Here is a 20,990-nt window from a genome sequence, read left to right on the forward strand (position 1 = left end):
AAATCTATGTTAGCATGTAATTAATCTAACTATTGCTTTAGGGTACTAAGTATGAGTCGGCTCAATCCTGATCAACATAATTTACATCCGGAAGAAACAGTATTACTACGTTCGTATGACCAGTTGCAGACGGCTCTTAGTATAGGAGCGATTGCTACCTGGTTTTGGGATATTGAAACCGATAAAGTCTTTGGCGACTCAAATTTGCTACGGATGTTTGGGGTTGATGCCACGAACGAAAAAGAGGGGTTGCCGCTCAATTTATTCGTCAGTAATATTCATCCGGCCGACCAGTCTCGGGTAGTGAAGTCTATTGAGGAGAGCATGTATTCGGGTAAAGGTTATGAGGCCGAGTACCGAATCATACCCAATGCCCAGACGGTTCAGTGGGTGCTTGCCCGAGGCCGCCTTACGTATGATGCTGCTGGTAAGCCGGTTACGTTTTCGGGAGTATTGGTCGACGTAACACAGCGGAAACAGGCCGAAATTAAAACGCAGGAAACGGAAGAACGGTTACGATTGGCGACCGAAGCGGCCCAGTTGGGGACCTGGGATCTTAATGTGCATACAGGAGAGTTGCTCTGGTCGAATCGAACAAAGGAGCTTTTTGGTTTATCACCCTCAGCATTTGTCGATTATTCCGTTTTTCTAAAAGGTCTGCATCCCGATGATCGGGAACGAACCGATCAGGTTGTTCAGAATGCGCTAGATCCTAATGGTAGTGGTCGTTACGATATAGAATACCGTACGATAGGGTTAGAAGATGGGAAACTCCGCTGGATCAGGGCTAATGGGCAGGCATTTTTCGATGACAACAAGATCGCCACTCGATTTATTGGCACCGTAATCGACATAACAGATAGTAAGCAGGCTGAAGAAACACTTCATCGTCGTGTATCGGAACAGACGTATCATGTAGAGCAGCAGGCCCACCAACTACGTATCATTTTAGATGCTTCGATCAATAGCATCATTGCCATGACGGCGATTCGGGATGAGCAGGGGGAAGTCATTGATTTTATGATGGATACAGCTAATGAAGCGGTAATCAAAAGTAATTTCATGACACCCGACCAAATTGTTGGACACACGCTTTTGACGGTATTTCCTGGCAATCGGGATAACGGTTTTTTTGATTTATACGTACGGGTTGTTGAAACAGGCGAATCGGAGGAGAGTACGCAATATTACCGGGATGAGTTCGGTCTGGAGGGCTGGTTTGAAGTGTCGGCAGTGAAACAGAAAAGTGATGGGGTTGTAGTAACGTATAACAACATTACGGACCGTAAACAAACGGAACTAGCCGTCATGAAACAGGCGGCTGAGCTGCGTGAAGCGAACATAGAACTTAGACGTTCGAACGAAAGCCTTCAGCAGTTTGCCTACATCGCCAGCCATGATTTGCAGGAGCCGCTACGTCGTATTCAGGCCTTTAGCGATTTACTGTATACCCATTTTGTTGATAATCTGTCCGATGGCGAAATAGACATGGTTCGTCGTATTCAGCGGTCTGCTCAGCGAATGCAGTTATTGATCCGGGATTTACTAGCCTACTCGCAGCTAACAACAGTTCGGGCTCCTTTTGTGGAGGTTTCGCTACATAACGTAGTAACCGACGTACTAAGTGATCTTGAAATCGTTATCGCGGAAAAAAAGGCTGTTATTAACGTTACGTCCTTACCCCCGGTTTTAGGTAGTGCCCCTCGACTACGCCAGTTATTTCAAAACCTAATTGCCAACTCGCTGAAGTTTGCTAAACCTGATACGATACCGGAGATGACTATCGACGTTTGCCGGGCTTCGGCTGAAGAGTTGCCTGATCGATTACAGGACCAGCAATCATCGGCTTATTGGTTGATCACCATTGCTGATAACGGTATTGGTTTCGACGAAAAATACAAAGACCGCATTTTTACTCCTTTTCAGCGATTACACGATGCCGCTAAGTATAGCGGAACAGGCATTGGACTGGCTATTTGCCAGCGTGTAGTCGAGAGTCATGGCGGAGCTATTGACGTATCTAGTCAACCCGGCGTTGGCTCTACCTTTACCATTTTTCTGCCCGCCAGCCAATAGTTATTCGGGCTGAACGTAACGAAAAACAGTTTGATAAGCGATGAAGGCTTGTTTGGCCGCTTCTACTACGTTGTTGGGATCATTGGCCCCCTGCTGATTAAGAAAAACGCCAAACTGCTTCCAGTTCGCACCCGTTTGAGGGCCATATCCCCGGTAAAAACGAGCTTCCGATAAAAGCGGTTGCAGAGAGGGATTCTGTTGGAGTAATTTCCAGATAATAGTTCCGCCTAACATCGACCCTTCGCTTACGTAGGCTGCCCCCAGCAATGCCGTTGGTGACCAATTGTCGAAGAGCCCCGGCATTGATGCCGGAAGCGGTTCGTCCAGTTTGGCTAAATCAGAAGAGAGCCAGGCCGTTTTGGTACGCATGGGAAGATCATATGCCTGAAAAAAAAGGGGATGCTGACGAATAGCTTCTTCCAGAGCTTTGTGAAAAACCAGGTGAGTTCGGAGCAGGTGCGTATATTCCGAGATGGATAACGTACCGTTTTTAAGCGATTCTGTATAAAAAAGCTGTTCTGTCTGTTCGTGTAATGAGCGGGTTTCCTGCCGTAGTTGTTCGGGTAACGATATCATTTACTGTCAATTCGAGTGTTGTAATCCAGCCAGAAAGTAAAAAGCTGGGTAAGTAAAGACCCCGTTGCATGATAAGTGCCAGGTTTTACTACGTACGCATTGATTCCGGCTTCATAAGCCGTTTTAATGTCTTTCGGATTATCGGACGTACTGAAAGCTATAATAGGCAGGAAACGGGTCCGGTCTATTTCTCTGGCTTTCTGAATTACGTCAAAACCGCTTATGCCTAATAAATTGAGATCAAGTAGAATTAGTTTGGGCAAGGGAGCTACCTGATTCTGGTAAGCGCCCTGACTGGTTAAAAAATCGACGGCTTCGGACCCACTGGCGATAATGGTGTAGCTAACGGGACGGTCTATTTTCTGCATCAGGCGGCAGAAAATGTCCGCATCGTTGGCATTATCTTCAATGTATAAAACGTCGGTCATGGGTTAGGTAGTAGTAACCGTTGGAAAGGCAACCGAAAAGGTTGTTCCCCGATTAGGTTCGCTATGAAACCATATTTTTCCACCATGTCGGTTAATAATACGTTTTACGATAGCCAGTCCTACTCCCGAACCTTCGTAAGGGCGGGCGTTTTCCAGCCGTTTAAAAAGGTCGAACATCCGTCCAGCCTGCTTCATGTCAAAGCCAATACCATTGTCTTCTAATGTATAAATCACTTCGCCATCGGATTGTTTGCCGCTAATCCGAATAATAGCGTCAGGGTTGGGGCGAGTGTATTTGGCCGAGTTACTGATCAGATTGGTAAACAATTGGAGAGCCATCGTCGGGTCAGCTAGTATGGGTGGCGTTGAGCCAATCTCAAAGGTCAACGCTCGATCTTTCATCGTAACCATAATTTCTTCCCGTATGCCTTCCAGCAGTTCTTTCATGTCTATTTCCTGTGTATCGAGATCGGTTCGGCCCATACGCGAGTAATAGAGAATATGGCGGATCAGGGATCGCATTCGTTCGGTCGAATCGATAATTTTCTGAAAGAGTGCCTGTGCATCGGCGCTCATATCTTTACCATATTCTTCCTGTAATATTTCTGAATAGCACCGGATGGACGATAGGGGCGTACGTAAGTCGTGCGATACGGTATAGCTAAAGGCATCCAGTTCTTCGTAAGCCAGCTGAAGTCGTTGATTTAAGAGACGAATTTCATTAGCCTGTTTGGTAACGACCTGTAAAATATCTTCCCGTAGTTTCACGACAGTAGATACCTCAGCTTCTGTCCACGGGTTTGACGTATTATGAACAAGCTGCGTCCAGGCGTCAAAACTCTTTCTGGGCGAAAGGCGCTGCTGACCATCTTCGCCAACTGTAACGGGTTTTTCAGGATTACCAGCCCAGGTCACTTCCTGTATGCGTTCCGGCTTAAACCAGAAAACGTACTCATTGAGCTCCTTAGATAAAACAACCGCTAACAGGCCAGCTCCTTCGGCTTTGAACGATTCGGCAGGCGGATACAGCGCAGGCAGATGATTCGTTTCCAGGAAGTTTTCGGTGTTGCTCGCTTTTAGCCAGTCGGCCAGCCCCATAATTTCGGCCTCGTCGGGCGTTTTACCCAGGCGGTATATTTTGTTACTAAACAATAAAGCGGCTCCGGTCGCTTCGGTAAGGTCCAGAATCGTATGGGCTCTTTTGGTCAGCGCCTGCACAATGTTTTCGTCAATGAGCAGTTGTTCGTGGATGTACTGACCATACTGCCGATACTTGAGCAAGTTGGTTTGGTCTTCTTCATCTTTTCGGAACTCCAGGGCCGCTGATAAAAGCTGACTGACAAATTTAGCTGCCTGACGGGCTGAGAAGTCAACAAAACGGGGGTGGTAATTATGGCAGGAAATAAGCCCCCACAATTCACCCCGATAGAGCAACGAAATACTCATGGATGCCTGAACACCCATGTTGCCCAGGTATTCGATATGTACCGGCGATACGGCACGTAATACCGAATGCGTTAGATCCAGTGGCTGGTCGGCAGGCCAGTCTGTTTCGGACAGAATGCGGGAGGGCGTGCTCGTTGCATCTGCAATTTGCCGCACCAGATTGATTTTATATAACTCGCGAGCCTGCCGGGGTATGTCTGAAGCAGGATAATGTAGACCAAGATAAGCCTCCAGATGGTCTGCTTTCTCTTCGGCTACTACGTGTCCGTGCCAGTCGGCTTCGAAACGGTATACCATAACCCGGTCATACCCGATAATAGTTTTAATACGTCTGGCCGTGTTTTGCAAAAGCTCCTTAATCGTACGGCTAGATTGCAACTCAGTTAGTGCCTGGGAAATTAGTTGCTGATTGGCGGCTGTATTCTGATCGCCTACTGGCTCCCATTCGAGCAGGATCAGCCCATTGTGTTCATGAATAATCAGATTCCAGTTCTGTTGATCCAGAATGAGCTGGTAGGGGTTAAGCGTATCCCAGCTGCCACTACGTCGGCCTACGTTCAGAAACTCAACCAGGGAGCCAACCGGCAGTTCAGAATTGGCCAGTGCCTGTTCAATAGACTGGCCTAACAACTGGCTGGCCGGTATGCCAAGCAGTTTGTCAATATTGTCGCTGGCATGAACAATAGTGTATGTCTCAGGCTGAATAGCTACTAGATAGCCATACGACTGGATAGAGCCAAGGATATGAATTGGCTCTCGTTCACAGTTGGTTAAGTCAACGATTGATGGAGTCATTAAGCAAAGAGTACTACCTTGATTGATGTAGCGGTTAAATCCATTAATCGGTAATTCAATGAAAAGAATTACCGTGATAATTGGCAATATACGTACATAATCAGAAAGTTATTTAGAATCCTATTGCTTGTCTGATTGTCTGCTTTTGGGGTTGTTTAGTTTGTTGTTTTTTAGCGGTTTATGTGGTTATAGATACTTTTTTGTAAGTGTGAAAGGCCGGGGACGTAGCGCAGATACGTAGTGAGCCAATGACAACGCGAGGTAGCCTGTTTTTTTATATAATCTGGCTAAGTAATCTGAACGTTAGGGAGTTGGATGCGTAACGCTAGTACGTGTAGGATCGTATTGAAGAAAAAGTTGATGAGCTGTGTAATGCTTTGCCTTCGAAATCGTCTCTTTCGTTGAATTGAAAAACTATTTTGGTGTAGGATGCAACGCGCAACGCTTTCCTCCACTCTTTGTCTCAACGAATCGGGTAAGGATGAGTCCGGATCATTCTGAACGTTAGTTAGCCAATATCACCTCTTTAACGGAATTACTCCATCCCAACAAGTCCCTGACAACATTTCATGAAACATATTCTAACCCTGCTCATGCTGGGTGTATGGGTGAATAGTGCCCTGGCACAAGCAACACATAACGGTAAGATAACCGGCTCATTAGCTGATTCTACTACCGCCAAATCTGTTCCGTTCGCTACGGTAGCTTTAATGAATGGGCAAAAGCTTATTACGGGTACAACCACTGATGAAGCTGGCACATTCGTACTTTCAACCATTCCGCAGGGCGCTTATACCCTTGCTCTATCGTTTGTTGGGTATCGGACAAAAACGGTACCGGTAACCATTTCTTCTGAGCGCCCGTCGATCCAACTCGGTACTATTTCTATCGCTCCCGAAGGAAAAACGCTCGGTGAAGTAACGGTTGCCGGTCAGAAAGCACTGGTTGAAGACAAAGGCGATCGATTGGTTTACAATGCTGAGAAAGATATTTCAAACGCGGGCGGAACAGCGGCCGATGTGTTACGTAAGGTGCCTACGTTGAGCGTCGATCTGGATGGTAACGTGCAGATGCGTGGCAATGGTAATATCAAAGTCCTGATCAATGGGAAGCCATCGGCCATGATGGCCCGTAATCTGGCCGATGCGCTACGTCAAATGCCCGCCAACGTCATCAAATCCATTGAAGTGATCACCAGCCCTGGTGCCAAATATGATGCAGAGGGATCGGCCGGTGTCATTAATATTATCACTAAAAAAGCGCTTCAGGGTTTCAATGGTTCTGCCAACGTAACGGCTGGTAATATGAATCGGAGCATTGGTACGAACCTGAACCTGAAGAAGAAAAAAATAGGCTTTTCGCTTTCGGCGAATGGCTATCAGTTCCGAAATCTGCGGGAAAGCCAAACCCGTCGGACCTCGCTGGATGGGGCCGGGCAGCCGCTCTCTATTCTAACTCAAACCAGTAAGGCCGATAATACAGGTACAGGTGGTTATGGTGAAATGAGCTTCGATTATGATCCAGACTCAACGAACCATATCAATTTGTCCGCTAACGTCTGGGGGGGATATTATCCGAATAATAACAGTGTCATGAACCGGTTAACCAACCCAGTTGGCGAAGAGCTTCAGGCTTTTCGTAACGATATACGTTTTAGCAATCCCTACGGAAACGGCCAGTTGGATCTGGGATATACAAAAACATTTCGGAAGCCCGGCCAGGAGTTTTCGTTCCTGTCGCAGTTCAGCCGAATGCCCGATAATTACTTCTACGACACAGATCGTTACGCTGCATCGGAGGTATTAACGTATCGGCAGCATAGCACCAATTACAGTAGCAATAAAGAGTATACCTTCCAGACCGATTATACGCACCCTTTCACGATTAAAGGTCGTAAGGACACAACCAATATTAAACTTGAAGTTGGCCTGAAGGGTATCATACGCGATATCGGTAGTGAATATCGGGTAACAGAGTCACTAAATGGTTCTAGTCCGTTTGTGCTGGACTCGACCCAGTCGAATGATTTTAATTATATTCAGAAAGTATATTCAGGATATACGTCGCTACGTCTGGATACCAAAACAAAATGGAATCTGACGGTTGGTGCCCGTTTTGAGCATACCGATATTAACGGTGATTTTGTGACGACGAAAACGAAACTGGTAAGCCAGTATTCGAACCTGATTCCGAGCGTTACGTTGTCGAAAGCGATTAAAACGCATACGCTGAAAATCAGTTATAATCAGCGAATTCAACGGCCAATGATCTGGTTGTTGAACCCCTGGATGAATCAGAGTGATCCGCAAAACATTCAGACGGGTAATCCGTACCTGAATCCTGAGTTAAGCCATGCTACGGAACTATCGTATAGCGTCAATACGAAAAAAGGAACGTCGATCAACTCGGCTATCTACTGGCGGCAGACCAACAACGCTATCGATTACATCTCAACGGTCGATGCGTCGGGCGTATCCACTGGCAAGCCGCAAAATATTGCACAGCGCAAAGCCTACGGTTTGAACGTAAATATCAACAGTCAGCCGATTAAAAACTGGACTATAAACGGGGGAGGGGATATCCGCTACGTCGACTTAGCTAGCCCCGCACTGGGCCAGAGTAACAACGGTGTGGTCTGGAGCGTCAATATGAATACCAGCTATAAGCTTCCTCAAAACTACACAGTTCAGGCCAACGGAAATTATAACTCAGGCTGGATTAGCTTACAGGGAACCAACACTGGTTTTTACTGGCACAGCATTTCGATGAAGCGCGAGATGATGAACAAGCAGGCAAGCTTAACCCTGGGAATCAACAATCCGTTTATTGGAACTATCGTGCAGCGAAATAGTCAGTCGGCTCCGACGTTCGAATCGGAAAGTCAATTCTACTTCGTTCGCCGATCGGTACGGCTAACGTTCGAATGGCGGTTTGGCCAGATGAATGCGGGCGGTGGCAAAAAAGGGAAGAAAATCAGCAATGACGACGGTAGTGGTCGATAGTTATTGTTAAAAATCTGTAAATCAGGGGTTTGTTAACAGTTTTTAACAGAAGCTTAGAAACGTGACAGCGTAGATTTGGCAGCGTCTTACACAAACAAGCGCTGCTAACGCTACGTTTCTATGCCTACATTTCGCCGATTAAACACACTGACGGGGTGGCTTGTATTTGCCATCGCCCTCATTACGTACGTAACAACTGTTGAACGAACGGCCAGCTTCTGGGATTGCGGTGAGTTTATTGCCGCATCCTTCAAACTTCAGATTCCGCATCCGCCCGGCGCTCCGCTATTTTTGCTGATCGGGCGGATTTTTTCCATGCTATCGCTGGGCGATTTAACACAGGTTGCTTACTGGATCAATATGGGGTCGGTGCTGGCCAGTGCCTTTACCATACTGTTTTTGTTCTGGACGATTACTATGCTCGCTCAGAAATTGGTCAGTAAGGCCGAGAGCGAATACAGCCAGTCGGAAAGCCTATTGATTGTTGGGACTGGTCTTGTTGGGGCGCTGGCCTACACGTTTTCCGATACGTTCTGGTTTTCGGCTGTGGAGGCAGAAGTTTACGGGATGTCGTCGTTTTTTACGGCTATTGTGGTGTGGGCCGCTTTCCGGTGGGAGCGAATAGAGGATGGAGCCGCTTCTAATCGATGGCTGATTTTTATCGCGTATCTGACCGGGCTGTCTATTGGTGTTCATTTGCTGAACCTGGTTATTCTGCCCCCGCTGGCACTGATATACTACGTCAGAAAATCGGAGAAACCTACGTTCTGGCGCGGAGTGGCTGCACTGGCAGTGGGCCTGGTTATTCTGGGCGTAATTAATGCGTCTATCGCTGGTATTCCGACGCTGGTTTTCTGGATGGAGCGGCAGTTGGTGAACTCATTGGGCTTACCGTTCAATTCGGGCGTGTTTTTGTCGGCATTGCTGGCTATTGGTGCGATCAGCTATGGACTAATCTGGTCTGTTCAGCGGCAGCGAGTGGCACTAAATACGGCCTTGCTGGCCGGGGCTTTTTTGCTGATTGGCTACACATCTTACTTACAAGTGCTGGTTCGGGCCAACTTTAATCCCCCGCTCAACGAAAATGACCCAAGCGATATAATCCGCTTCCGGGCTTATCAGGCCCGCGAACAATACGAAAGTCGTTCATTGCTCTATGGCCCTGTCTTTACGTCGCGCCCAATCGATCAGAAAAAAGGAGCGCCTATGTGGAAACGCCAGGGCAATCAGTACGTTATCTACGACTATTATCCGGAATACACCTATGCGCCGGGCGATCAGATGCTGTTCCCCCGTGTGTATAGCACGCACCTGAATCATCCACAGCTCTATAGGCAGATACTTGGCCTGGCCGAAGGACAAAAGCCGACTATGGGCGATAATCTTAAGTTCCTGTTTACGTATCAGTTAGGCCACATGTGGTGGCGATACCTGATGTGGAATTTTGCCGGTCGGGAGAGTGATGAAGAGGGAGCCAGTTATTTATTACCCTGGTCGTCGAACGATCAGGTGCCCGATTTGCTGAAGGCCAACAAAGCCCGCGACAATTTTTACATGTTACCGTTTTTACTTGGATTGCTGGGTGCAGTTTTCCAGTTTTCCCGACGTAGGCAAGACCTGATCGTGATTGGATTGATGTTTCTGCTGACGGGAATCGGGCTGCAGATCTTTCTGAATTCTCCTCCATCGGAACCGCGCGAACGCGATTACATCTACGTTGGTTCGTTCTACTTCTTCGCAATCTGGCTGGGGCTGGGTGTGATGGCATTGGCCGAAGCACTACGTAGCGTTCTTCGGTTTAGATTGGCAATTCCACGTAACGAACTGGTACTTGGCCTATGCATTTTCGTGCCGATTATGATGTGTATGAAAAGTTGGGACAATCATAATCGGGATCATCGGTTTCACTCGGTCGATTTTGCGAAAAATATGCTCAATTCCTGCGCGCCAAACGGAATTCTGTTTACCGAGGGCGATAACGATACGTTCCCGTTATGGTACGTTCAGGAGGTTGAAGGGTTTCGGCGCGATATCCGGGTCTGTAATCTAAGTCTGCTCGGTACGGAGTGGTATATTCAACAGATGAAGCGGAAAACATACGAATCGGAGCCTGTACCGATGTCGTTGACGTACGATCAGTTTAACAAGGGGAAAAATGATATTATTCCGTTTTACGAGGTACCGAGTGTAAAAAATGGCATCGACCTGAAGCAATATATCAGCCTGGTTAAACAGAGTAATCCGGCTATTCAGGTACCGCTTACTACGGGCGACATGACGAATATTTTGCCATCGTCGGTTCTGTTTCTGCCCGTCGATAAACGGTCGGTCGACCAGGCCAAGTTTGTGCCCGCTACGTTACGTCCGTTGATGAAAGATACTATCCAGTGGAGCATTGGTAAGAAAGATCTTTTCAAGCCGGATCTGATTATGCTTGATATTATTGCCAATAACGACTGGAAACGGCCTATCTATTTTTCGAGCACGCTGGCAACCGATCATTATCAGAATCTGAAAAACTATATGCAGTTGGAAGGCTATGCCTATCGGCTTATGCCGGTAGCTGTCCCCGGCGCTGAGGATGGTTACGTGAACTCGGATATTATGTTCGAGAACATGATGCATAAAACGGCCTGGCGCGAGTTCGACAATCCGGACGTTTATTACGACGATACGTATAAAGGCGCTCCCGTTATTTCGGCCCGAATCGCTTTTTTCCGTCTGGCCGATCAGTTGCTTCGGGAGGGAAAAACGGAGAAGGCGCGTCAGGTACTCGATTATTCGCTGAAGGTTATGCCCGATAAAAGCATTCCTTACGATCAGCTTTCATCGAATTACGTACGGGTTCTGTTCGCTGTCAATGACCCGAAAAAAGCGCTTACTATTGCCGACACAATGGTTACGCGGGCCGATCAGAATCTAAGTTATGCCCGACAGAATCCGGGATCGCTCCGGCACCCGAACGGTGATCTGTATGTTTTACAGACAATTATTGAGGCTTGCAAAGCGGCTAAACAAACGGCAGAAGCTGCAAAGTATGAGGCTATCTTTCAAAAGCATCTGGCCATTTTTGGCTAAAAGAGTATCGTTCATGAGAAACGTAACGCCCCGAAAGCTGACAAACTTTCGGGGCGTTACGTTGTGGGCAGGGTTATAAAAAACGGCAAGAACGCACCGTTTATTTACCCGTTGCCTGTTTGATGGCAGCGATCTCGGCTGGATCGACCGGAGAACCGTCCTGCTTAAATACTTCGTGGAACCAGATGGTTGGCTTACGTCCGTTTACGTATGGTTTTTGCCAGCTATCCCAGGGCAGGAAAGTTTGCGTTTTTCCGGCCACAAAGCCCCAGTTAATCATGCCTACCTTGTATTTTTTGGCGATTGGTAAATGGGTCTGGAATTTACTATCGGCCCCGCGAGCCATGTATTCCGTACAAATGACCGGTCGACCAAATGATTTCAGTGCAGGAATTACGTCTTCCAGTGCTTTCGGTGTTGAGTACTGGTGAAACGTAATGATGTCGGAGTTTTCGAACTGAATCTTTTCCATCGCAGACCATTTTGCTGGATCTTTCCATTTCTCCGGTGATTTATAAATCCATACGCCACACGTTAACGGTTGCGATGGGCCAGCTTCCCGCGCCCACTGGAAAACCTGTGGCAAAAGCGCCGTTACCAGCGCTACTTTATTGGCAGGTTCCAACTTCTTGTTATTCTTGCCGTAGCTGTTGTCGTTTGTGTTGTCGGGTTCGTTCCAGACATCCCAGGCCAGAATACGTTTGTCGTTCTTAAAGGCGCCTACAACCCCTTTTACGTACGCTTTTAGGCGTGGGTACTGTGATTTATCCGTCAGAGCGTCCGCGCCGGGGCTTTGCAGCCAACCTGAATTGTGGATACCTGGCACCGGATCGTGCTGTTTGCCTAGTTTGGGGTTTGGGTCCCAGCAGGAATCGAACAGTACCAGCATGGGCCGGATTTTATGTTTAGCGCAAAGGGTCAGGAACTGATCAAGACGTTTTGTAAAACCAGCTGAGTCGTTCCAGAGCAGGTCGTGCAGGAAAACGCGCATGGTGTTCATGCCGATGCTTTCGGCCATAGCCAGCTCTTTATCAATCGTTTTCGGGTCGAAACTATCGGCCTGGAACATTTCCAGTTCGTTTATGGCATTGGCGGGTGCATAATTCGCACCAACCAGAAACGGTTGTTTGGCATACCAGGCATTCGCCTTCTGGGCCGACCAGCGACCGGGAGCATCCTGACTGTATGAGAGAGTGGCTAGTAGTAAAGCAGCCAGCAATAAAAAGCGGTTCTTCATTGACAAGGTAAGCGTTAGAATGATCGATAGTCAAAGCTCCTGAACATGGGCAGGAGCTTAGGAACGTATTATTATTTCACCGTTGAGAATCGGTAGATTGTTTCCTGCGTGTAGGTCTGACCAGGTTTCAGGATGGTATTAGGATACGTTGAATGGTTGGGCGAGTCAGGGTAATGCTGTGTTTCCATCGCAAACGCATCGCGGTGGTTAATTGGCTTACCGTATTTTCCGACCTCTTTTCCTTCAAAGAAGTTGCCACCGTAGAATTGCATGGCTGGTTCGGTTGTCAGAACTTCCATTTTAATGCCTGATTTATCGCCAGTAACTTCGGCTGCTTTAGCTAACTCACCGGCTTTGGGTTTATTGAGAACCCAGTTGTGGTCGTAACCACCCGCAAAACCCAGCTGTTCATTCTTTTCGTCAACCCGAGCTGCAATAGTGGTTGGCTTACGGAAATCGAAGGGAGTCCCTTCTACCGAAACTGGCTCGCCCTGCGGAATGAGTCCTTTATCAACCGCCGAAAACTTATCGGCATTGATCATCACTACATGGTTGTTGATCGTACCACTACCTTCGCCGTTCAGGTTAAAGAACCCGTGGCTGGTAGGATTGTAGGGAGTCGCCTTGTCCGTTTTGGCTGAATACACGATTTTTAGCCCGTTGTCGTCGGTCAGGGAATACGTAACGTCGGTCGTTACGGTGCCGGGGAAACCGCCTTCGCCATCTTTCGATACGTACGTCATTTTCACCGTTTTGTCATCGAGTTGTTTAGCGTCCCATACGTGGTTATGGAAGCCCGTAGGACCTCCGTGTAACGTATTGCCGTTGTTGTTCAGGTCGAGCGAATACGTTTTCCCGTCCAGCGTAAATTTGCCTTTCGCAATCCGATTTCCGAAACGGCCCACCACTGGACCAAAAAACGCACCACCCGGTTTCTGGTAGTCCGCTACGGTCGAAAAGCCGGGCGCTACGTCGGTCATCTGGCCATTTTTGTCGGGGACTAATAAGCCCACAATCCGGGCGCCATAATTGGAAATAGCAACCTGAATATCTTTACTTTTGAGGATATACAGACTTGCCTTTTTGCCATCGACCTCTCCGGCAAATGAAGCCGGATCGGGTAATTTTGCTGTCATCATAGCGGTTGTGTCGCCGGTAGCTACGGCGATTGAATCAGTTGCTTTTTGTTCGTTTTTATTAGCAGTTCCGCAGCCATTGAGCGTGAGCATGGCCACTATAAGTGCAGGGAGAGTTAGTTTCTGCATGGGTGTAAGGGAATTAATAAAGGGGTAACATGGATAAAATCAAAACTATAACGAAAGCGGTATAAATAGAGTCAAATTCTTTACCGAATCGATTCTATTATTCTGATGGAACGGGGGTTGGCTTTTTGGCGATTGGTTTACCGAAATTCGGCGACCCATCGGCGTTCCATGTAAACGGTTGGATGTGGGGAGCGCGTTTATTACCACAACCGTCGGTAGCGGATGGGTTGGCGTGGTAAATCATCCAATCCTGCTTGCCGTCTGCTGACCGGAAAAAACCACCGTGCCCCGGTGCCCAGACATTGTTTTCGGGCGATTGCACAAAAACGGGCTGTTGGCTCTTGATCCAGTTTTTAGGATTCAGCAAATCACCCTTACCGGTGTAGGTAAGCAGGCCCAGACAGTAATCCAGCCAGCAGGCATTAGCCGAATAAACAATGAATAATTTGTTGTTATGCTGGAGAAATTCGGGCCCTTCGTTGACATAGATTTTAGGGACCTCGCCATTTTTTTGCCATTCCTGCGGTACGTCGCCGTGCATTTCCCAGGGCAGGTCGGGCTGTGAGATTTTCACCCGATCGCCATCAATTGTCCAGGGGTTTTTAAGTTTTGCCAGATAAATATCCTGACGTCCATTCCTGGGGCCTTCCCAACCCGACCAGGCTGCATACAGCTTGCCCTGATACTCAATGACCGACATGTCGATGGCCCAGTGGTCGTCTTTATCACCAATTTTGCCTTTCATAATCCATTCGCCCTGCATAGGATCGGTGGAAGAGTTTTCAATGACCCACATCCGATGCGACAGATTATTGAGCGAATCGGCGGCAAAGTAGATGTACCATTTTCCGTTGAAGGAATGTATTTCGGGGGCCCATAACTCTTTTGAATAGGGCTGACCGGCTGGCGGTGTGTAAATAACCTTGCTTTCAGCGGTAGCCAGATCGGCCACATTACGGGTTCGCCATAGCGTCAGGTTTCTGCCCGTTGTATTCATATAATAATACCAACCGTCTTTCTGAAAAACCCAGGGATCAGGGCCGGATGGCTTAATCGGATTCGTGAATGTCCGCTGGGCGGTGGCAGTTAGGCCAAAAGTCATTAACAGTAGCAGTAGCCAAAACGTCGATGTGTTGACAGAACAAGGGGGGGATTGGTAAAAGCGCCAGATAGAAGATTGAAGGGGACGCATATAGTCAGAACAAGCTTTTACAAGCAAAAGCCCAAATTCTGCTTTTTTACCCCTAAGCGGCTAAAAATAGGAGCCTACTGACTGAGGTCCTGAGTGGGGATACTTGCCGACGTATCGCGATCCGGCCTTGTTTCACAGCCATCGTCGGTACAGTGGCCGTAGAATACCAGCGAATGAGACGCTACGTTAAATTGAAGCGCATTGCCAACGTTGGTTTTGATAAGGTGCAATCGGGGGTCGCAAAACTCTTTCACATGGTGGCAAACCGTACAAACCAGGTGGGCATGCTGCTGGCGGCCGAGCGATTTTTCGTAACGGCTTTTGCTATTATCTTCCTCGCCGAAATGATGCCTGATAACCAGGCCGCAATCAACCAGAACTTCCAGTGTATTATAGACCGTAGCGCGACTAACCGGGTAGGCTTTTTGCTGCATGGCCTGGAATAAATCGTCGGCATCGAAATGATCATCGCGCGAATAGACTTCTTCCAGTATGGCAAACCGTTCGCCCGACCGGCGCAAACTTTTTGCTACTAAAGCATCCTCTAATTTTGCCCGAGCGGTTGCTAATAACGATTGTTGATCCTTCATGCATTAGTTAATTTTTAGAAAGGAATCAATCAACGATCGATCCCTTTTCTCCTAACCTAAACTATGAGTTGTCAAAACGTGTGCTCTTTATTTGGCTTGGCTATATCAGTTTCCACGCCGATTACTTTCCGTTGATGAGCGTAGTATGTCATCTACCTGCATCAACAGGCTGGCATCGTCCATCATCTGCCCCATTTCACTGATTTCATCATCCGTGAGCATGAGGTAATAGTTCTGCATGGGCGTTTTTAACAGCCACTCTTTGCCGTGCGTCGTATAGAAAGGACGCATACCCAGATGGTCTGTTAATGCCTGGCGGAAGTATGTATATTCTGGTTCGGCCAGCACAAACAGCATGTTTTTATAAGCCACATTGTAGCTGCCACATCCGGCACAAAAGCCAATATATCCGTTGTCCTGTTGGGTCAGTGATCTCAGATGATGTTCATGTTCCATGCCTGCGTTTGGCTAAAAAGGCTGTCTAAGTAAAAATGAATCTATTATTTAGACTAATTTTAAACAAACATAAAAACAGAGACTCAGTATCGCAAGGATTTTTGCTGAAATTTCGCTCTGACATTCGCTAGGTATTCATAAAGAGGTACTTATTCTGCCTCGGAGCGCAACCCTTTATAGAGCTGATTTGCCAATACTGCCAGCGGTGGGGTAAGGCACAGGAGTAGGATCGTCGGCGGGTTTTTCAGGCGTAACGCCAGGCGTATTTCGTTTGCTGCCGAAAAGCCGGTTAAATGAGCGGGTATAAAGAAAACTTAAGCCACCACCCGTTGTGATGGTACTGCTCAGGCCGTATTGCCCAAAAATACTTTGCTGATTACGGTTATATACCTTGGCCCGGAACTTGCCATCGGGTGTAATAAAGTATTCCAACGTCCACTCGCCCAAGAGACTAGCCGCATTATATTGACTCTGACCGTACGTAAAGCCACCGTCCCGGCTGATACGTAGTCTATCATTTAATAGGCGATATGAAAACCGAAGCTGCAGATTGTTCAGCAGGTTTTCGTTCTGGGTCGTATTGCTGGTAAAACCGCCAATGGAGACGCCAACGTCAAGTTTTTCATTAAGATTCGAGGCTAACCGACTGATCTGGTTGGAAATTAGCTCACTCACGCTATTGGCTACGCCTGAGTTAACCTGATTTTGGTCGAATAAATTAGTTCCTTCTGGGAGTAACTGGTTAAATATTAAAACGCTGCTTACCTGGCGCGTTAACTCCTGATCGTTGCTTTGAATGCGTGATTTAAAAGCCGTAACGGCCTGTCTGAAATCCGACGAAGCCGGATATTCTTTTACGTCCAGATCGTAACTAATAGCCGGAGAGCCCAGATCGCCATTCAGTTTAATGACGAGGTCGACTGGATAACGACGCGACTGATCGGCGCTGGTGCTGGAGGCTGGTAGTAAGGGCGATAGAGAGGTGTACTGTCTATAGGCCGCCGTTACGTCCAGTAGGGCTCCATAAGGGTCGCCTGTCCAGGTTATGCGGCTGTTTGGCTGAATCTGAAAACGTTTGTTTATGATATTTTGAAACGTAAACGTGTATTCTCCGCGACGAATTTCGTAGTTGCCAGTCATGGTGAAATCACCTTTCGTATCGACCTTCATACCCAGCCGACCCTGACCGTAGGCTTTGATAATATCGCCCGTTTGCCGATCAAATTGAATTTCGCAGTACGCATCGGGCGTAATATCGAAATTGAAATCCATTTGAATGCGCGATAAGTCGATGGCAGACGTAGAGCTTGTCGGGTTACTGGTAACCGCTGATTGGCTATTCGGATAGCTTGCCCGGTTTACGAATCGAATCTGATCATCCGACGATAACGTAGTGGCCCCATCCATCGGAATATAAATACGGGTCCCTTTGTTACTGGCTACATTGGCGCGAATCGTTAAATTATTCAGAGGCCCATATAGTTCCGCTTTTCCGGTTACCACGGCCTGGCCGTAAAACATATCATTGTCTTTGGCCGCCGTATTGAGGATTTTAAAGTTTTTCAGATCGGCGTCGAAGCCTAACGTAAAGTATCGAAACCCATCGTGATAAACACCCCCTCGAATGTCGGCACTGTTTCCGTCTGGGTCACGTAGTGTCAGTTTACGGGTTACGATTTCATTTTCGCCAAAATAAATTTTGTCGTCGAATGTAAAGTCGGCTTTCAGATAATCGAAACGGCCCCGGCCACCTTTTACCGTTACGTCGCCGTTCAACACCGGCGCTGAGGGGGTGCCAGAGATAGCTACACTACCCGAAGCCGTTCCACCTAAATTGGAGAATAGGTCTGTCGTAAACGCTTCCAGAATGTGTAAATCGGTGCTATTCAGCGTTGCTTTTAAGGCCAGCGGACTGGCTTTTTGCTGAGGAATATAGTTACCCGTAAGAGTCAGTACGTCGGTTCCTTTACGATTCAGATTGGCATCTACGTTTAGACGTTGCGTTGCCTGATCCCATTTAGCACGGCCGCGCAGATCACCAACGAGTGCTTTTTCGTAGGATAACGTATCGACCAGAAATTCACTTTCGATGATAGGTGTCGCGTAAATGTCACGTAGTGTTACGGTCCCATTAAGCGTTCCTCCCAGCGTAGTGCCTAACACCGAATTCAGCGAGTGAAGGAGAAAATTATGCGCTCCTACATTAAGGCGTTGTACCGAATCGGCAGACAGCTTGCCGGAAGCCTGTATTACCTGATCCCGATTACTAACAACCAGATTCCTGATCGTGTATTCATCGCCTATCTTGCGGATTAAGCTTTCGGTATTTAGTGTCCAGTCGCCATCCAGCACTCTTATTTTTGACGGATTGAATGTTAAGTCAACCGCATCACCCTTAAACCACATCTGGCCATTCAGATTGGCGCGATTGGTACTGCCTGACTGTTCTACGCTACTGGTGAAACGAATATGATCAACATCCCAGGACGCTTCTGCCTGTAAATTTTGGGTAGGTAATAACGTACTGAATGTCTGTCGCTGCGAGGAGATAATAACCGATGCCAGAACGTCCTGGCCGTATGTGAATTTCGATGTAGTCAAGTCCAGCTCGCTGGGCCCAAAGCCAATCGTTTTGAAGCTAACTGAATCGGTTTTAACATTGGCCGTCAGAAAAGCTGTATTATCTTTCGTGAACCGCCCTTCAAGATTCGAGGCTGGTGCTATATAAATGGCTGGACTCAGAAACGCCAGCAAGGGCGCTATATTTTTAGCGACGAACTGATAATCGATGCCATACCGCTTTGTTGCGTTATTGGATCGACGGGCCGACTGCCGCTCCTTGGTTTCATAATAGGTTTTCATGCCAGCCGCATCGCCAGCAAAGTGCATCTTATATTCTTCTACTAACTGACGAAGATCGTCAAACGTTTTTTGAGGCTGAAAATCGCCCTGAAGCCGGGTAATGAGAAAATCGGAATCGAGGTCGAAATAGCGCTGCAAACCAATCGAATCCCGCTGTTCGATAGAGGATGAAATGGTTAACGTATCGATGCGAAGTTTACGTTTGTTCAGGCTTAACTCGCCATCGTGAAAGTAAGCATTACCGATAATCTCATCTAGCTTGCGACCTTCCAGTTTGATGTCCAGATCCGTTTTGACTACTAGCGAATCGTCTAAAAAGCCCAGTTCCCGCAAATCGGCGTGACGAACTCTACCCTGAATATCGTATCGGCTGCGTGGGTTCCTAAAATCGAATTCACCTTCCAGCGCAAAATTTAAATTAGGATCGTCGAGGCTAGCCTGCCCGTTAAAAATACCATGCTGCAGATTGCCCCGAGCCACTGTATTTCGGTAATTGTATCCCTGCCAATTAAACAGGTCAAAATGGCCATCAAAGGCTATATTGGCTTGTTCGAGGTCTGTTCCGGTTCCCGTAATAGTACCTTCGCCGTTCAGCTTGCCAAACTGCTTCGTATCGTCCAGTAGTTGACCCAGCTCCAGGTTTTCCGCGCGAAGATTAGCCGTGTATTTTGTGGGCGAAGCCTTGTCGGCCAGTTTTAAAGCCAGATCACCAAAGACATTCCCAACGGCTGTTCGAAAATTGCCTTTGGTCTTAAAGTTATCGAAGGTTCCGACGAAGGTCGCATCGAACGTAGCGTTCCCTAGTTTCTGAATCGTGTGATTAAAGGCTGAGTCAGGATAATATTGCCGAATATCGGCCATGTTGACTTCCGAAGGGGTGAAGTTGAAATCAACGCTTGTATGGTCCATATCCGGCAAACCCTTCCAGGCAATATCGCCCGTTAGTTTGCTACGTCCATTTGGGCCGAAGCGCAGATCGGTATGGCTGAGCCTGAACTCATTGACGGTTCCGGTAAAGTTGCCCGTTAGGTACCAGGTTTCGTTAAGCTCCCGCAGGTAGTCGGAGAAAAAACCTAAATCCTTTGATTGTACCTCGCTGTCGTGGAAATGCGCCTGCATCAGCACACGGCTGTTGAAATCGCTAAAAGCGGATGGTTTATCGTAGAAAAAAGTAAGACTGTTACGAATGATCGAATTGCCGATGTGCGCATGGAGCTTCGCCAGCTCCATCTTTGTATTGCAGTATAAAAAGCGAGTATCTAACTGTCGGATTTTGATTCGGGAATCGCGATCAAAACCAGATAAGCCTTTAATATCCAGGGCAATGGTATCGCCAAGAACCAGGAAGTTGCTGACTTCGGCGGTTAAGTTTTTAAGCGTAAAATGATTATAGTCAAAGCTTTTTGGATCACGCATGAACGGTTCACGCGGATCTTCCAGGGTATAAACTCCCTCAACCAGATGGATATGGCTGATCGTGAAGGGTACGTTCTGATTAGGAATACTTGGTTTGGTCGGGTCGGAGGTCAACTCTTCGATCCGTGCAATAAACTCATCGAGGTTGGTGTCGCCGGTTTTCGGGTTTTTGATCATCCGGACATCTGGCCGGTATAGCACAACCTCGTCCAGATGGATATTGTGGGCCGAGGAGTCAATCAGGTTCTGGAGATCGTAGTCGGCGTCAAGGCGACCAATCTGGATCATGGGTCGGCCTTCCCGATCACGAATGCGGACACCCGTAAGCGTTATCGAATCGAACCATTTAATAGAAACACCCTGTATATCAACCGGAAACTGAAGTTTGTCGGAAAGCCTTGTCGCTAGTTCGCCCACCACCCGCGTCTGCACGGCCGGAACCTGCAGACCTAGCACGATACCTACCAGCAATCCGATTACCGTTAGCAGCAGGTAGAGCAGTGTTTTTAGAAATATGGCGAAGAATTGACGCATTCGGGCCAGAAAAGCCTAATATACAACCGAACGATTA

General features: G+C 47.6%; 12 protein-coding genes. 3 read left to right on the forward strand and 9 right to left on the reverse strand.

The features are described from left to right. Window positions 1-51 precede the first annotated feature (51 nt). Window positions 52-2,076 (forward strand): PAS domain-containing sensor histidine kinase, encoded by a 2,025-nt coding sequence (locus GK108_RS04940; protein ID WP_163943624.1) that lies wholly within the window; start codon window positions 52-54, stop codon window positions 2,074-2,076. Here the strand turns inward: GK108_RS04940 and GK108_RS04945 are convergent, their stop codons facing one another. Genes GK108_RS04945 through GK108_RS04955 form a run of 3 tightly spaced genes read right to left on the reverse strand, consistent with a single transcriptional unit; the run spans window position 2,077 to window position 5,321 of the window. Next, complete coding sequence (locus GK108_RS04945; protein WP_163943627.1) at window positions 2,077-2,652, reverse strand: biliverdin-producing heme oxygenase; 576 nt, start codon at window positions 2,650-2,652, stop codon at window positions 2,077-2,079. After that, window positions 2,649-3,080, reverse strand: coding sequence for a response regulator (locus GK108_RS04950; protein ID WP_163943631.1), 432 nt, complete (start codon window positions 3,078-3,080; stop codon window positions 2,649-2,651). Before GK108_RS04950 ends, GK108_RS04945 begins: the two co-directional genes overlap by 4 nt. 3 nt (window positions 3,081-3,083) lie before the next feature. Beyond that, window positions 3,084-5,321: an ATP-binding protein gene (locus GK108_RS04955; protein ID WP_163943634.1), complete on the reverse strand. Its 2,238-nt coding sequence runs from the start codon at window positions 5,319-5,321 to the stop codon at window positions 3,084-3,086. Between the two features lie 569 nt (window positions 5,322-5,890). Here GK108_RS04955 and GK108_RS04960 point away from each other — a divergent pair. Together GK108_RS04960 and GK108_RS04965 are read left to right on the forward strand one after the other, a co-directional pair. Continuing rightward, window positions 5,891-8,323: a TonB-dependent receptor domain-containing protein gene (locus GK108_RS04960; protein WP_163943637.1), complete on the forward strand. Its 2,433-nt coding sequence runs from the start codon at window positions 5,891-5,893 to the stop codon at window positions 8,321-8,323. A gap of 120 nt (window positions 8,324-8,443) precedes the next feature. Next, window positions 8,444-11,401, forward strand: a complete 2,958-nt coding sequence (locus tag GK108_RS04965; protein ID WP_163943640.1) for a glycosyltransferase family 117 protein — start codon at window positions 8,444-8,446, stop codon at window positions 11,399-11,401. 100 nt (window positions 11,402-11,501) lie between these two features. On the opposite strand, the gene GK108_RS04970 is transcribed toward GK108_RS04965, so the two are convergent. The 6 genes from GK108_RS04970 to GK108_RS04995 all read right to left on the reverse strand — a co-directional run bounded on the left by GK108_RS04970 (window position 11,502) and on the right by GK108_RS04995 (window position 20,953). After that, window positions 11,502-12,638: a cellulase family glycosylhydrolase gene (locus tag GK108_RS04970; RefSeq protein ID WP_163943643.1), complete on the reverse strand. Its 1,137-nt coding sequence runs from the start codon at window positions 12,636-12,638 to the stop codon at window positions 11,502-11,504. Between the two features lie 71 nt (window positions 12,639-12,709). Continuing rightward, entirely contained in the window at window positions 12,710-13,903 is a 1,194-nt protein-coding gene (locus GK108_RS04975; RefSeq protein WP_163943646.1) for an aldose epimerase family protein, read from the reverse strand. A 97-nt stretch (window positions 13,904-14,000) separates the two neighbouring features. Continuing rightward, window positions 14,001-15,005, reverse strand: a complete 1,005-nt coding sequence (locus tag GK108_RS04980) for a glycoside hydrolase family 43 protein (RefSeq protein ID WP_163943649.1) — start codon at window positions 15,003-15,005, stop codon at window positions 14,001-14,003. A 164-nt stretch (window positions 15,006-15,169) separates the two neighbouring features. Then, complete coding sequence (locus GK108_RS04985; protein ID WP_163943652.1) at window positions 15,170-15,685, reverse strand: Fur family transcriptional regulator; 516 nt, start codon at window positions 15,683-15,685, stop codon at window positions 15,170-15,172. A gap of 105 nt (window positions 15,686-15,790) precedes the next feature. Continuing rightward, window positions 15,791-16,141: a DUF6686 family protein gene (locus tag GK108_RS04990; RefSeq protein WP_163943655.1), complete on the reverse strand. Its 351-nt coding sequence runs from the start codon at window positions 16,139-16,141 to the stop codon at window positions 15,791-15,793. 174 nt (window positions 16,142-16,315) lie between these two features. Then, entirely contained in the window at window positions 16,316-20,953 is a 4,638-nt protein-coding gene (locus GK108_RS04995) for a translocation/assembly module TamB domain-containing protein (protein ID WP_163943658.1), read from the reverse strand. Window positions 20,954-20,990: the final 37 nt, after the last annotated feature.

The organism is Spirosoma terrae, from assembly GCF_010435915.1.
Taxonomy (GTDB): Bacteria; Bacteroidota; Bacteroidia; order Cytophagales; family Spirosomataceae; genus Spirosoma; species Spirosoma terrae.

Coding starts and splice junctions, on each gene's coding strand:
- GK108_RS04970 (WP_163943643.1), bottom strand. CDS start 12,638: ATGAAGAACCGCTTTTTATTGCTGGCTGCTTTACTACTAGCCACTCTC.
- GK108_RS04950 (WP_163943631.1), bottom strand. CDS start 3,080: ATGACCGACGTTTTATACATTGAAGATAATGCCAACGATGCGGACATT.
- GK108_RS04965 (WP_163943640.1), top strand. CDS start 8,444: ATGCCTACATTTCGCCGATTAAACACACTGACGGGGTGGCTTGTATTT.
- GK108_RS04955 (WP_163943634.1), bottom strand. CDS start 5,321: ATGACTCCATCAATCGTTGACTTAACCAACTGTGAACGAGAGCCAATT.
- GK108_RS04995 (WP_163943658.1), bottom strand. CDS start 20,953: ATGCGTCAATTCTTCGCCATATTTCTAAAAACACTGCTCTACCTGCTG.
- GK108_RS04940 (WP_163943624.1), top strand. CDS start 52: ATGAGTCGGCTCAATCCTGATCAACATAATTTACATCCGGAAGAAACA.
- GK108_RS04980 (WP_163943649.1), bottom strand. CDS start 15,005: ATGACTTTTGGCCTAACTGCCACCGCCCAGCGGACATTCACGAATCCG.
- GK108_RS04960 (WP_163943637.1), top strand. CDS start 5,891: ATGAAACATATTCTAACCCTGCTCATGCTGGGTGTATGGGTGAATAGT.
- GK108_RS04975 (WP_163943646.1), bottom strand. CDS start 13,903: ATGCAGAAACTAACTCTCCCTGCACTTATAGTGGCCATGCTCACGCTC.
- GK108_RS04945 (WP_163943627.1), bottom strand. CDS start 2,652: ATGATATCGTTACCCGAACAACTACGGCAGGAAACCCGCTCATTACAC.
- GK108_RS04985 (WP_163943652.1), bottom strand. CDS start 15,685: ATGAAGGATCAACAATCGTTATTAGCAACCGCTCGGGCAAAATTAGAG.
- GK108_RS04990 (WP_163943655.1), bottom strand. CDS start 16,141: ATGGAACATGAACATCATCTGAGATCACTGACCCAACAGGACAACGGA.